Annotated in this window: 11 protein-coding genes and 3 pseudogenes; all 14 read left to right on the top strand. The window is 51.2% G+C overall.

Annotated features, from left to right (window positions below):
* The first annotated feature begins 4 nt into the window (after window positions 1–4).
* Complete coding sequence (locus DW965_RS11750) at window positions 5–364, top strand: DUF3847 domain-containing protein (protein ID WP_118717888.1); 360 nt, start codon at window positions 5–7, stop codon at window positions 362–364.
* Window positions 330–1,826, top strand: coding sequence for a MobQ family relaxase (mobQ, locus tag DW965_RS11745; protein WP_118717887.1), 1,497 nt, complete (start codon window positions 330–332; stop codon window positions 1,824–1,826). Before DW965_RS11750 ends, mobQ begins: the two co-directional genes overlap by 35 nt.
* Window positions 1,823–2,125, top strand: coding sequence for a hypothetical protein (locus tag DW965_RS11740; RefSeq protein WP_024729653.1), 303 nt, complete (start codon window positions 1,823–1,825; stop codon window positions 2,123–2,125). The genes mobQ and DW965_RS11740 overlap by 4 nt, the downstream gene beginning before the upstream one ends.
* An 11-nt stretch (window positions 2,126–2,136) precedes the next feature.
* Entirely contained in the window at window positions 2,137–4,008 is a 1,872-nt protein-coding gene (locus DW965_RS11735; RefSeq protein ID WP_118717886.1) for an AAA family ATPase, read from the top strand.
* Between the two features lie 142 nt (window positions 4,009–4,150).
* A complete protein-coding gene (locus DW965_RS11730) occupies window positions 4,151–4,309 on the top strand; it encodes a transposon-encoded TnpW family protein (RefSeq protein ID WP_006428300.1) in 159 nt (52 codons plus the stop codon).
* Between the two features lie 41 nt (window positions 4,310–4,350).
* Window positions 4,351–5,181: pseudogene (locus DW965_RS11725) on the top strand (VirD4-like conjugal transfer protein, CD1115 family); the annotation flags it as partial.
* 245 nt (window positions 5,182–5,426) lie between these two features.
* Complete coding sequence (locus tag DW965_RS11720) at window positions 5,427–5,642, top strand: Maff2 family mobile element protein (RefSeq protein ID WP_005361081.1); 216 nt, start codon at window positions 5,427–5,429, stop codon at window positions 5,640–5,642.
* 10 nt (window positions 5,643–5,652) lie between these two features.
* Window positions 5,653–6,516, top strand: coding sequence for a VirB6/TrbL-like conjugal transfer protein, CD1112 family (locus DW965_RS11715; protein ID WP_117442478.1), 864 nt, complete (start codon window positions 5,653–5,655; stop codon window positions 6,514–6,516).
* A 38-nt stretch (window positions 6,517–6,554) separates the two neighbouring features.
* Complete coding sequence (locus DW965_RS11710) at window positions 6,555–7,007, top strand: SpoVG family protein (RefSeq protein WP_117442477.1); 453 nt, start codon at window positions 6,555–6,557, stop codon at window positions 7,005–7,007.
* On the top strand, window positions 7,007–7,564 hold the full coding sequence (locus DW965_RS11705) for an MT-A70 family methyltransferase (protein WP_005361089.1): 558 nt from the start codon (window positions 7,007–7,009) through the stop codon (window positions 7,562–7,564). The genes DW965_RS11710 and DW965_RS11705 overlap by 1 nt, the downstream gene beginning before the upstream one ends.
* 2 nt (window positions 7,565–7,566) lie before the next feature.
* Window positions 7,567–8,307 carry a hypothetical protein gene (locus DW965_RS11700; protein WP_243113262.1) on the top strand — a complete coding sequence of 247 codons (741 nt, stop codon included), beginning with the start codon at window positions 7,567–7,569 and terminating at the stop codon, window positions 8,305–8,307.
* 36 nt (window positions 8,308–8,343) lie between these two features.
* Entirely contained in the window at window positions 8,344–8,778 is a 435-nt protein-coding gene (locus DW965_RS11695) for a PrgI family protein (RefSeq protein WP_117505240.1), read from the top strand.
* Window positions 8,779–8,875: 97 nt separating this feature from the next.
* Window positions 8,876–11,151, top strand: a pseudogene (locus DW965_RS11690) (VirB4-like conjugal transfer ATPase, CD1110 family).
* Window positions 11,152–11,184: 33 nt separating this feature from the next.
* Window positions 11,185–13,862: pseudogene (locus tag DW965_RS11685) on the top strand (CD1108 family mobile element protein).
* Window positions 13,863–13,872: the final 10 nt, after the last annotated feature.

The raw sequence follows: 13,872 nt of genomic DNA, 5'->3' as shown, positions 1-13,872 counted from the left end.
CACAATGACAAAAACGAAAACCCTTGAACAGCTCCGAGCCGAAAAGGAACGAGCCGAGACGCAGCTTTTACAGGAACAGCACAAGCTCAACCGTCTTGAGAACAGAAAGAAGTATCTGGAGAAAGGCGAAAGGCAGAAACGCACCCATCGTCTTTGCAATCTGGGCGGCACGATTGAGAGCCTTGCCCCGGAGGTCAAAGATCTCACACGCACCGAAATGACAGAGCTGATGGAACACATCTTTTCCCTGTCCGAAGTCCAGCGAGCCGTCCGTCACATGGCGATTACCCATATCAGCCAAGCAAACAGAGAAAAGGAGTTGAAAGCCGATGGCACTATTTCATCTGAGCGTCACGCAGACTAAGCGAAGCGCAGGACAGTCCGCTATTGCTTCTGCCGCCTACCGTGCCGGGGAGCGATTGTATAGCGAGTATTACGGCGAATACAGCGACTACACCCGCAAGGGCGGCGTGATCTGCTCTGACATTCTCCTGCCGTCCCATGCACCGCCCGAATACGCAGACCGCCAGACCCTATGGAACGCCGTGGAAAAAGCCGAGCGTGGAAAGAACGCCCAGCTTGCATACAGCTTTGACATTGCCTTGCAGAATGAATTTTCCCTTGAGGAAAACATCGCTCTTGCAAGGCAATTTTTGTTGGAGAACTTTGTGAGCCGGGGCATGGTAGTTGACTTCGCCGTACACCAGCCAGACCGGGAGGACGGCGGCATACCAAACCCGCATTTTCATGTGCTTTGCCCCATCCGCCCCATCGAGCAGAACGGCAAATGGGGACTAAAGCAACGCCGGGTGTATGAGCTGGACGAGGACGGCAACCGTATCCGGGACGCAGACGGGAAGTTTGTGTTCAACGCCGTTCCCACTACCGACTGGGGCATTCCCGAAACGCTGGAATACTGGCGGCAGACATGGGCGGAGCTATGCAACGCCAAGTTTGCGGAAAAGGGGCTTGACGTTCGTATCGACCACCGAAGCTATGAGCGTCAGGGCGTGGAGCTTCTTCCCACCGTCCACGAGGGCGCAACCGTCCGGGCAATGGAGAAGAAAGGCATACGCACCGAGAAGGGCGAGTTCAACCGCTGGATCAAGGCAACCAATGCCGTTATCCGGGACATCAAGAAGAAAATCGCTCTCCTGTTCGATTGGATTGCCGAAGCAAAAGCAGAGCTTGCCAAGCCGCAGGCACCCGACCTTGTTTCTCTGCTGAACGCCTATTACACCCAGCGCAGAGCCGGGGCGTATTCGCAGAAAGGCAAGGTCAGCAATCTAAAGGAGATGAACGAGACTTTCAATTATCTCCGGGCAAACGGCATTTACTCCCTTGAAGATTTGGAAAGCCGTGTCAGCGAACACAGTGCTGCCACAGAGAGCTTGAAGAAAACGCTGGACGAACAGACTGCCCGAATGAAAGCAATTAAGCAGCTCTATGACAGCTCCGCTGCTTTCCAGAGCTTGAAGCCTGTCTATGACGGCTTGCAGAAAATCAAGTTTGAGAAGCCCAGAGCCAAGTACAAGGCAGAGCATGAAGCGGAACTGAAACAGTTCTACGCCGCCAGACGAAAGCTGACCGGGGAGTTCCCAGACGGCAAGGTGGATATGAAAAAGCTGTCCGACGAGTATGACGAGCTGGAACAGGCGCACAACACCACCTATGGCGAGTTTAAGACCGTCAGAGACGATTTACACCGCCTTTGGAAGGTCAAGTCATGTGTAGATACTGCCGCCCGATTTAACGAGCGCACAGAGGAACAAAAGCTCCAAAATCGACCCCAAACACGACACAAAAAGGAGGATATGACACGATGAAAAAATACGACTGGAAGAACGAGTACAACCCCATCCGCAGAACGGCAAAACGCCTTTTGAGCGGAGAAGCTTTGACCGATGGCAGACCGCTTTCCGACCTGATCGAGCTGGACGAACACACCCGGAAATGCCTTGCCTTTGAAGCCACCCTCACCGACCGCCAGATTGATATGTTGCAGGAGCTGGGCTATCTGCCTGTTATCATGAGACAGTACGGCGAGGAATGTGCGAACTGCCCCTACACGCTGGACGAGCGTGAGCATGGCATTTGCAGACGATGCGCTGTTTTCAAGAAGTAAGGAGGACGCCCATGCAGTACACCCAAGCACAGATCGACCGGGCAAATGCCGTCAGTTTGGAAGATTTTCTCCGCACACAGGGAGAGACGCTTATCAAAAGCGGACGGGAATACCGCTGGAAAGAACATGACAGCCTGACCGTCCGGGGAAACAAGTGGTTTCGCCACAGCCAGAGCAAGGGCGGCTATCCCATTGATTTTGTCATGGAGTTTTACGGCAAGTCCTTTCCCGAAGCTGTCCAGCTCTTAACCGGCGAAAGCGGTGAGGGACAGAGCGAAGCCAGCACAGCACCGCCCACAGCGTTTCACTTGCCCTTGCACAACAGGACAGCCGACAGAGCAATCCAATATCTCACAGAAAGCCGAGGTCTCAACAAAACGCTTGTTGAGGCTTTTCTTCTTTCCGGGGATATTTACGAGGACGCAAAGCGGCACAATGTTGTGTTTGTCGGCAGAGACCGAAGCGGTACACCGAGATACGCCCATGTGCGAGGAACGGCAGACCCATTCAGACAGGACATTGCCGGGTCTGACAAATCCTATCCGTTCCGACACGAGGGTAATGGCAATCAGCTCTTTGTCTTTGAAGCGCCGATTGACCTGTTATCGTTTATCTGCCTTTATCCGCAGGATTGGCAGACAAGAAATTATCTTGCCCTGGGCGGCGTTTCTGGCAAAGCCCTTGACCGTTTTCTTTCTGAGCGCAAGGACACCCAAAAAGTGTTCCTCTGCCTTGACAGCGACACCGCAGGAAATGAAGCCTGCACACGACTGGCACAGTCCATTCCCGGCGAGATCGCCGTCATTCGCCTTGTCCCGGCAAGGAAAGACTGGAACGATGTTCTCCGTCAGCAAGCGGATATTCCAAACCGCAAATTCATAGCCGAGACAATCACGCTGCGAGAGCTGCCCACCGCCCAGCCTGTCCCAATGCTCCGTATGGCTGATGTGGAGCTGACGAGCGTGGAATGGCTATGGTTTCCCTATATCCCATTTGGAAAGCTGACAATTATCCAGGGCAATCCCGGCGAGGGCAAGACCTACTTTGCCATGCGCCTTGCGGCGGCTTGCACCAATCGAAAGCCTTTGCCCGGTATGGAGACACTTGAGCCTTTCAATATCATCTATCAAACTGCCGAGGACGGTCTGGGCGATACCGTCAAGCCCCGACTGATAGAAGCGGACGCAGACCTTGAACGAGTGCTTGTCATTGATGACAGGGACGCACCTCTGACCCTTGCCGATGAGCGCATAGCAAGGGCAATCCGTGAGAACAACGCAAGGCTTGTTATCATTGACCCGGTACAGGCGTTTCTGGGCGCAGATGTGGACATGAACCGGGCAAATGAAGTCCGTCCCATCTTCCGCAGTCTGGGAGACATTGCACAGGCTACTGGGTGCGCTATCGTGCTGATTGGACACCTGAACAAAGCCGCAGGAACGCAAAGCACCTACCGGGGATTAGGGTCTATCGACATTACGGCGGCAGTCCGCAGTCTGCTCTTTATCGGCAAGCTGAAGGACAGCCCCACAATGAGGGCGCTTATCCATGAGAAAAGCTCCCTTGCGCCGCCCGGACAGTCCCTTGCCTTTTCTCTGGGAGACGAGAAAGGCTTTGAGTGGATAGGAGCTTATGACATTACCGCTGACGAGCTTCTTGCTGGGACGGACTCCGGCAAGACCGAGAGTAAGACCGCACAGGCGCAAATGCTCATTCTGGAACTGCTTGCGGACGGAAAGCGTATGCCGAGCGCAGAGCTGGAAAAAGCGGTCAATGAGCGTGGGATTTCCTCACGCACCATGAGAACGGCAAAGAGCCGTATCGGGGACAGACTTGTGACCGAGAAAGACGGCACAGCATGGGTCTGCTATCTCCGAGACTGACAACGGGAACACGGCAAGCGTGGCAAAGACGGCAAGGTTTTTATAGATACCTTAATGTTGCCGCCTTGCCTTGTTCCCTCATACTGACACCGCCCGATGATGAACAGTCACCGGGCATTTTTCATTTACAGGAGGATTTTGAATGAACAATACCGCAACTAACACCGCCACTTGCCCGACTGTCAGAAAGCAGATCGGCAAGACAACCTATATCGTCCGTGTCCATTTCAGCCAGACCGCAAAAGAGACGATGGAGGACAAAATCAAGCGTCTGCTCCGTGAGGAAGTCCGCAAAATGTGACTTCTTTGTGAATTTGATGAAAAAGTCCTTGACTTTTCGTCTCTGGAAAAACAGCGAAGTCGATCCTTATTTCCTGTGCTTCCAGGCTGGCTCCTTTTGACATTAAAGAAGTCAGGGAAATTACCATGTATGACGAACTGGATCTGGATATGCTGGGGGATGAACGGACTGCTCTTTTCCTTATTATGAGTGATACGGACGGAACCTTTGCATTTTTGATCAGTCTGATCTATTCCATTTTGTTTAACCGCTTGTGCGAGCGGGCGGATGATGTATATGGGGGCAGGCTTCCCATCCATGTGCGCTGCCTGATCGACGAGGCGGCAAATATCGGGCAGATCCCGAACCTGGAGCGTCTTATGGCGACCATCCGAAGCCGTGAGATCTCTGCCTGCTTGGTGCTGCAGGCGCAAAGCCAGCTCAAAGCCCTGTATAAAGACAACATGGACACCATCATCGGTAACTGTGACGCCTCTCTTTTCTTAGGAGGCAAAGAAGAAACTACCTTAAAAAGCTGGAACTCCCTATTAGGGAAAGAGACTATTGATCTGTATAACACCAGTGTCACAAAGGGAAATCAGGAATCCCACGGACAAAATTTTCAAAAGCTGGGAAAGGACCTGATGTCGGTGGATGAACTGGCAGTTATGGACGGGGGCAAATGTCTGCTGCAGATCAGGGGTGTGCGGCCGTTCCTCTCCCGGAAATACGATATAACCAAACACCCAAATTACAAACTGCTTTCCGATTTTAATGAGAAGAACGCTTTTAATATCGAAAAGTTTCTTTCTACCCGGATGCCGATGCGTCCCGGTGAACGATACCGTAATTATGAAGTCACAGCCGAAGATCTGGCTTCCCAGACTTTATAGAGTTGTTCCTGCCTGTCAAAGCATGACGCCCTGGCAGGCTTTGTTTTTGTCACGATGAAAGGAGGATATTTTGAGGATTCGTGATTCTCCCTGAAAAGTAAATAACCGCAGGATTTTTCCTGCCCCATGCCGCCGTGCTGTTTGAAACAGATTTTTTTCTAAAAACAGTGCGGCGGCTTTTTTTGTTTCCGGCCTGATACGGCCATATCACAAATTAAAATTTCTGAAATTAAAGGAGGAACTATATGGCATTTTTTGCAAGCGCGATTGATACTTTGAAGATCCTTGTGATCGCCCTGGGCGCAGGTCTGGGCGCATGGGGTGTTGTAAACCTTCTCGAAGGTTACGGAAATGATAACCCAGGTGCAAAATCCCAGGGGATCAAGCAGCTTATGGCAGGCGGAGGTATCGCTCTGGTTGGTGCAACGCTGATCCCGCTGCTTTCCGGCCTGTTCGGTTAAGGGCTGACTTATGGGCAGTCTGTTTGAATGGATAACAGACTGGATTAAAGAGGGCCTGATCGATGCGATCACCGGACAGTACACCAGTATTTTCAACTCCGTCAACAATCAGGTTGCGGATGTGGCAAATCAGGTAGGACAGACCCCGCAGGGCTGGAATGGCGGCGTGTTTTCCATGATTCAGAATCTTTCAGAAACCGTCGTCATTCCCATTGCGGGCATGATCCTGACCTTTGTTCTGGTGTATGAACTGATCCAGATGATTCTCGAAAAGAACAACATGCACGAATTCGATACATTCAACATCTTCAAGTGGATTTTCAAGACTTTTGTTGCCACTTACCTGCTCACCAACTGTTTTACGATTGTGATGGCGGTCTTTGATGTGGCCCAAAATGTGGTGTCGCAAAGTGCCGGTGTCATAAACGGGAACCTGGATGTGCAGGCGGCGTTGTCTGATCTGAAAACCCAGCTTGAAGCAATGGGAATGTGGGAACTGATTGGACTGTGGCTGGAAACCAACATCATCAATCTGTGTATGTGGGTACTGTCCATCGTGATCTTTGTCATTGTATATGGCCGTATGATCGAGATTTATTTAACCGTGAGCCTTGCACCGATCCCGTTTTCCACAATGGCAAACCGGGAATGGGGACAAATGGGAACCGGGTATCTGCGTTCCCTTTTTGCCCTGGGCTTTCAGGGGTTTTTGATCCTGATCTGTGTTGCCATTTATGCAGTGCTGGTCCAGTCTATCCCATCGTCCGGCGACGTGCACGGCGCGATCTGGGGAACGGCGGGTTATACGGTACTGCTGGCTTTTGCCCTGTTTAAGACAGGTTCGTTATCCAAATCCATATTTAATGCAAGATAGCATGAACAAAACCAATTCTAAAAAGGAGGATTTTATATATGAGTAAAACCAATACAGAAAAAATGGCGCCGGAGACACAGACGCCGGAAATGGCAAACGGCATGAAGCTGGATGTCCGCGTGCGTCCGATCGCCCCAATGGGAAACCTGCTGGCGTTTGCCAATGTTACGATTGGCGGATGCTTTAAGATTGACGGCTTCCGTATCTGTTCCAGTGAAAAGGGGCTGTATGTCAATATGCCCGCAACCCAGGATAAGGGAGGCAACTGGAAAGATGTCTGCTGGCCGGTTACGGCAGAGTTCCGCAAGCAGCTCAACGATGCCTTAATCGATGGGTACGGGCAGGCTATTGAAAATTTGCAGGCAACTCTTGAAGCGACAAAGGGAGCAGCGGAAAAACCTTCCCTGACCGGTGCATTGAAAGAAAATGCCGGTAAGGTCAAAGAACAGCCGGCCAAACCGGCCACATCTAAGAACGAGCAGGCTCGCTAATGCCGGAAACGAAACAGTACGGCATTATCTATGCCGATCCGCCCTGGCATTATGACAGGAAACATGGAAGCGGCGTTGCGGAAAACCATTACCCCACAATGAGCATTGAAGAAATCTGTGCCCTGCCGGTATCGGAACTTGCCGCAAAAGACAGTGCCCTTTTTCTGTGGGCGACCTTCCCGCAGCTCAATGAAGCCTTCCGGGTGATCGATGCCTGGGGATTCAAATATAAAACGCTGGCTTTTCTATGGCTCAAACAGAACCGGAAAGCGGATAGCTGGTTTTATGGCATGGGCTTTTGGACCCGCTCAAACGCGGAGGTCTGCCTGCTGGCAACCAGAGGCCGTCCGAAACGCCAATGTGCGGGAATCCATCAGTTTGTGATCTCCCATATTGAGCAGCACAGCAAGAAACCGGACGAGGTGCGGGATAAGATCGTAAAACTCATGGGCGATCAGCCCAGAGTGGAACTGTTTGCAAGACAAAAGACACCCGGCTGGGATGTATGGGGCAATGAAGTGAACTGTACGCTGACTATGCCGGAGCGAAAGGGGTGATTTTGATAGAACAAGATGCAAAGCGGCTGCTTATGGAACGGCTGGACGAGTGTTTGAAGGTTCATGCGGATATGCTGGATGCACAGAACATCGGCAGTATTTACGAGTTACAGGGACTTTCGGAACTCCACTATTATCTGAAGGTTGAGCATGTATTTACTCCGGCGGAAGTAGAGGCGCTTCTTTCTTTTCAGGACCCGTTGGATGTAGCCCGATGGTGTTGGGAAGAAAATAACCATGAACACAGTTTCCCGATCTGCGATCTTCTCAAAGAAATTGATGCAGCGCAAAAATTTGAACATTTCACAAGCGAACCTTCCGCACAGGACAAATATACGCTCCTGATGAAACGGCTGGGACAGAATTACTTTGCTTACAGGGAAAGCCTTATGTCAAGAGATAAGGAATCCTTAATTGAAAAAGCTGCTGAAATTACAGCCATGCAGGAGGCGTATTCCTATCTGACAACAAAGTTTGAGTTCAGGGATGAAATGCTGGATGATGTGCTGGCGCTTGAGAATCCTTTGAAATACTTTGCAGACCGTTGGCTTATGCCGGTTTCAGATGTGTTCGACGTGGATATGGATATTCGGGAAAATATTGCCGGAATCCGAGACAGCCAGGAATACCTGTGTCAGAGAGAGCCGGCTGTTTCTGTCCTGGCACGGCTGCAAAATGCGGCTCAGGAAGTGCGGGAATGTCCGGCTGTGGAGAAACCGGTACGCGATTTCGGTGCACGGTAATGGGCCGGAAATTATATTACGATGGGAGGTGTATAGATGCCTTATGTACCTGTACCAAAGGATTTAACCAAAGTTAAGACTAAGCTGGCCTTCAATCTGACGAAGCGCCAGCTTATTTGTTTCAGCCTTGCCGGACTTGTCGGCCTTCCGGTGTATTTCTTTACCCGCGGGGCGATCGGCAATTCGGCGGCTGTACTTTTGATGATCGGGCTGATGATGCCCTTTTTCTTCTTCGCCATGTATGAGCGTGACGGGCAGCCGGCAGAAAAGATCTTGAAGAACCGGCTCCGTTATAAGCTCTGGCCGAAGGACCGTCCATACAGGACGGATAACCTGTATAAATCTATGTCAAAGAAGGAGGTTACAAAGATTGCCAAAAAACAAGCAGCAGGAAGCTCAGGAAAAGCGTCTGCAAAAAAACATCAGGCAGGCCAAAAAGACCGGAGCCGATGCAAAGCAGGGCAAAACTAAGTCTGCCCGTTCCAAGCCGTCTAAAAAAGGCGGCTTTTTTGCCGGGCTGAAAGCAGATGCCCCGCAGACGGTCCAGCAGAGCATTCCCTACCGTGAAATGTACCGGGATGGGATCTGCCGGCTGACCGATACCCTTTACACCAAAACGGTGCAGTTTTTTGATATTAACTATCAGCTTGCACAGGCAGATGATAAAGCACAGATCTTCGAGGGTTACTGCGATTTCTTAAATTACTTCGACGCCTCGATCCATGTGCAGCTTACCTTTATCAACCAGCGAGCCAATATGCAGGATTTTACCAAAAGCATTGACATCCCTCCCCGCGGCGACGAGTATGACGGAATCCGCAAGGAATACGGGGATATGTTAAAGAACCAGTTGCAGAAAGGAAATAACGGTCTCACCAAACGCAAATACATTACCTTTGGGATCGAGGCAGATGACCTGCGTACTGCGAAAATGCGTCTGGAACGCATTGAAACGGATGTGCTGGCAAATTTCAAGACTCTGGGAGTTCAGGCGAGATCCTTAAACGGACTGGAACGTCTGGAACTTCTTCACAGCCAGCTTCACCCGGACGGCCAGGAAAAGTTTCATTTCCAGTGGTCGGATCTGCCTAAGACCGGTCTTTCTACCAAAGACTTCGTTTCCCCATCCGGGCTGTCTTTTTCAAAGGATGGAAAGACATTTCGGGTAGGCGACCATTCCGGTGCTGTCTCCTTTTTGCAGATTCTAGCGCCGGAGCTTACTGACCGGCTTTTAGCGGATCTTCTTGACTTAAACGACGCCGTGACCGTCAACCTGCATATCCAGTCTATCGACCAGGCGCAGGCGATCCGAAACATCAAGCGCAAAATGTCGGACCTGCAGAAAATGACCATTGAGGAACAAAAGAAAGCGGTCCGATCCGGGTATGACATGGACATCATTCCCACCGACCTTGCCACCTATGGAGAGGAAGCCAAAAATCTTTTGCAGGATTTGCAGAGCCGCAATGAGCGCATGTTCCTTGTGACGGTACTGGTGGAAAATATCGCTGCCAAACGCCAAAAGCTGTTCAATGATATTTTTGCCGCTTCGGGTGTGGCACAGAAATACAACTGTGCCTTAAACGGCTGGATTACCAGCAGGAACAGGGGCTTATGTCCTCGCTTGCTCTTGGTACGAACCAGATTGAAATTGAGCGCGGGCTTACGACCAGCAGCACAGCGATTTTTGTACCGTTTACGACCTGTGAACTGTTCCAGGAGGGCGAGGCGTTGTATTACGGCCTGAACGCCCTTTCCAATAACCTGATCATGGCGAACAGAAAAACGCTGAAAAACCCCAATGGGCTGTTTCTCGGTACCCCAGGAAGCGGTAAATCTTTCTCTGCCAAGCGTGAGATCGTCAATGTGTTCCTTCTGACGGAGGACGACATCATTATCGCTGACCCGGAAAATGAGTATGGGCCGCTGGTACAGCAGTTCGGTTCCCAGGGGCAGGTCATTGATATTTCCCCTACTTCCACGAACTACATCAACCCTATGGACATCAATCTGGACTATTCCGATGATGAAAACCCGATCACTTTGAAAAGTGATTTTATCCTGTCGCTGTGTGACCTTATCATCGGCGGCAAAGAAGGGCTTTCCCCCATTGAAAGGACGATCATCGACCGTTGTACCAGACTGGTGTACCGGGAATACCTGCAGGACCCGTGCCCGGAAAATATGCCGATCTTAGGTGATCTTTACGAGCTGCTTTTGAAACAGTCTGAACCGGAGGCGCAGAATATCGCAACGGCGCTGGAAATCTATGTCAATGGTTCCCTTAACGTGTTCAACCACCGTTCCAATATCCAGATGGATCAACACCGGGTACTGTGTTTCCAGCTTAAGTCACTGGGAAAAGCCTTAAAGGAAATCGGGCTTTTGATCATGCAGGATGCGGTGTGGAACCGTGTCACGGCCAATCGCTCCAAACATAAAACAACCTGGTTCTATATCGACGAATTCCATCTTCTTTTGAAAGGGCAGACAGGAAGTTTCAGCGTGGAGATCTGGAAACGCTTCCGTAAATGGGGCGGAATCCCGTCAGGTTTAACGCAGAATGTCAAGGACCTTCTGGCTTCCCGTGAGATCGAAAATATTTTTGAGAACTCGGACTTTATCTATATGCTCAACCAGGCCCAGGGAGACCGTCAGATTTTGGCAAAGCAGTTGGGGATCTCCCCGCACCAGCTTTCGTATGTGACCCATTCCGGTCCCGGCGAGGGGCTTTTGTTCTTTGGAAATGTGATCATCCCCTTTGTGGACCACTTCCCGAAGGACACACTTTTGTACAGTGTGCTTACCACAAGACCGGATGAAGTGGCGGGGACCAAAGCGTGAGACAAAAATTAAAATGGATCGGAGGTGAGAACAATGGCACACGACAGGGAATTTCAAAGGAAGCGCAAAGATACCCGGATGCCGGTGCGTGATTCCCACGGGGAGGATCAGCCGGCAGTCAGGCAGACCGAACAGGATTTTGACCTGCGCAGGGCACGGGACACCCCTTCTTCTGTCACCGGCAAAACACATAGGCAGGACATCCCTGTACAGACGGAATTTTCCCATCTGTCACCGGAAACACCGGAGTCCTTGCTGGAGCAGGGCGAAGTGTATGCAACCTCTTTGGATGGCTTTTCAGATCGCTTTGAGATACCGGATGCTGCCGGAACAGAGTCCCCGATACAGGACAACGGACGAAGTAATTTCCGGCAGGAGGCTTCCAGGCGTTCTTTTGTAACAGAGGATGTGACAGACCATGATACCGGAAAATATGCTCCTTCTTCCGAAGGCTCAGCCACACCGGACAGCACAGACAGATCCGGTCAGGAACACCGTTACCGGACACATCAGCATGGGAACAAATATCAGCAGCGTTTTCAGGAAGCGGCACAGGCGGAGGAACAGGCAGCGCAGAAGGAAAAGTGTGTGGATAGCGAACCGCCAAAAACATCCAAGCTGGAATTTACTGCGGATGAACTACCGCCGGAGACAGAGGATAAAAAGCTCACCCATGCAAGACGGAAGGCGGAACGGACTGCACAAAAAGCAGAGCAGGCACAAAACCGACTGCCGGCCCGGAAGAAACTGCGCATGGGGACGGTTTCCGACCCGGAGACCGGAAAAGCCAAAAAACACTTAAAATTTGAAAAGGAGGTTAAATCCCAAAAGGCCCATGTAAAAGGACCTGTACCCCTGCGTCCGGTCAAGGCGGGCGCCAATACTGCCATTGGTTACGCCCATAAAAAGATTTATGAGGCAGAGGATGAAAATGTGGGGATCAAAGCAGCCCACCGCTCTGAACTTGTGGGCGAGGCAGGGCTTCGCACGGCATATCACCGGCATAAAACCGCTCCCTACCGAAAGGCAGCAAAATTACAGCAAAAATCAGCAAAGGCGAACGCAAGACTTGCCTACCGGCAGGCTCTTAACGAACACCCGGATCTGAAGAAACATGTGCTTGCCCGGATGTGGCAGAAACAAAAACTGAAAAGGCAGTATGCCAAGGCTGCCCGTGAAGCCGGGAAACAGGCCAAAAATGCCGCAGTCGCAACAGAGAGGGTCAGCGTCGGTATTGTCCATGCGGTCAAACGGCACCCTGTGATCTGCCTTGTCCTCCTGCTTCTCCTTTTGGTAATTTTCCTGATCACGTCCCTGTTTTCCACGTTCTCCAATATCGGGACCGGCGGTTTGGGAAGTCTGGCTGCTTCTACCTATCTTGCAGATGATCAGGACATCAACCAGGCGGAGCTTACCTATACCGAATGGGAAACGGATCTGCAAATGGAAATAGACCGGGTGGAATCAGACCGCCCCGGCTATGACGAATACCGGTATAACCTGGGCGCAATCGAGCATGACCCGTATGTGCTGATGGGGTATCTGACTTCTGCTTATCAGGGATTTACTTACGATGAAGTGGAAAGCGTGCTGCGGCAGCTTTTCCAGGAACAATATACCCTGTCCTTTTCAGAAGAAACCGAGATCCGTTATCGCACAGAAACTTCCGTTGACCCGGAAACCGGAGAAGAAACCCAGGAGGAAGTGCCTTATGAATGGCGCATCTTAAATGTCAAACTCACGGTTATACCTCTGGAAAACCTGGTCGTTTCCCGGATGAACGCAGACCAGAAAGAGATCTGCGAGATCCTGCTGCAGACAAAAGGAAACCGCCAGTATGTCAAAAATGTCTTTGGCACCAACTGGCTCCCTTATGTGACCAGCTATTACGGCTACCGGGTACATCCCATCAGTGGGGAAAAGAACTATCACACCGGTGTGGACATCGGAATGCCGGAGGGCACAGAGATCCTTGCCGGGCATGACGGAACGGTCACCCTTGCGGGAAATGCCGGCGGTTATGGCTTATGTGTTGCCATTGAAGGCGAGGCATACGAAGGACATACCCTGACGACCAAATACGGGCACTGTTCCCAGATCCTTGTTTCTGTCGGGCAGGAAGTCAAAGCCGGGGATGTGATCGCAAAGGTCGGAAATACCGGAAATTCTACCGGTCCCCACCTGCATTTAGAAGTCCTGGTTGACGGCCAGTATTTGAATCCCCTGTATTTTGCCGATACCGGCGATACCAGCGAACGGCACCTGCCGGAAGTTGGTTCAGGCGGCACAGGAAACTACTTCGATTATGACATTCCACCGGAAGCCCTTGCAGATGAACAGTTTGCCGCAATGATGGCCGAGGCGGAAAAATATCTTGGCTATCCGTATGTATGGGGAGGCGCAAGCCTTCCACTTCCTTTGACTGTTCCGGCTATGTGTCCTGGGTGATCAACAACTGCGGCGTTGGCTGGAATTTTGGAAGGCTGACCGCGGATGGTCTTTTAGGTGTATGTACGCCGGTATCAAGTGCGGATGCAAAACCGGGCGACCTGATCTTCTTCCAGGGAACCTACAACACCAGCGGCGCAAGCCATGTAGGAATCTATGTGGGAAATGGAATGATGATCCACTGTGGAGACCCGATTTCTTATGCAAACATCAATACAAGCTACTGGCAGCAGCATTTTTATACATTTGGGCGTCTGCCTTAACAGATTGGAG

The organism is Blautia sp. AM47-4 (assembly GCF_003479865.1).
GTDB classification, from domain to species: domain Bacteria; phylum Bacillota; class Clostridia; order Lachnospirales; family Lachnospiraceae; genus Fusicatenibacter; species Fusicatenibacter saccharivorans.
The sequence above is the reverse complement of the archived record's forward strand: the minus strand, read 5'-3'. Positions and strand labels throughout refer to the sequence as shown.

What these genes read in the sequence shown, in the direction of transcription:
- DW965_RS11740 (WP_024729653.1), top strand. Translation starts at nt 1,823, where the DNA reads ATGAAAAAATACGACTGGAAGAACGAGTACAACCCCATCCGCAGAACG.
- DW965_RS11705 (WP_005361089.1), top strand. Translation starts at nt 7,007, where the DNA reads ATGCCGGAAACGAAACAGTACGGCATTATCTATGCCGATCCGCCCTGG.
- DW965_RS11710 (WP_117442477.1), top strand. Translation starts at nt 6,555, where the DNA reads ATGAGTAAAACCAATACAGAAAAAATGGCGCCGGAGACACAGACGCCG.
- DW965_RS11715 (WP_117442478.1), top strand. Translation starts at nt 5,653, where the DNA reads ATGGGCAGTCTGTTTGAATGGATAACAGACTGGATTAAAGAGGGCCTG.
- DW965_RS11750 (WP_118717888.1), top strand. Translation starts at nt 5, where the DNA reads ATGACAAAAACGAAAACCCTTGAACAGCTCCGAGCCGAAAAGGAACGA.
- DW965_RS11720 (WP_005361081.1), top strand. Translation starts at nt 5,427, where the DNA reads ATGGCATTTTTTGCAAGCGCGATTGATACTTTGAAGATCCTTGTGATC.
- mobQ (WP_118717887.1), top strand. Translation starts at nt 330, where the DNA reads ATGGCACTATTTCATCTGAGCGTCACGCAGACTAAGCGAAGCGCAGGA.
- DW965_RS11735 (WP_118717886.1), top strand. Translation starts at nt 2,137, where the DNA reads ATGCAGTACACCCAAGCACAGATCGACCGGGCAAATGCCGTCAGTTTG.
- DW965_RS11730 (WP_006428300.1), top strand. Translation starts at nt 4,151, where the DNA reads ATGAACAATACCGCAACTAACACCGCCACTTGCCCGACTGTCAGAAAG.
- DW965_RS11695 (WP_117505240.1), top strand. Translation starts at nt 8,344, where the DNA reads ATGCCTTATGTACCTGTACCAAAGGATTTAACCAAAGTTAAGACTAAG.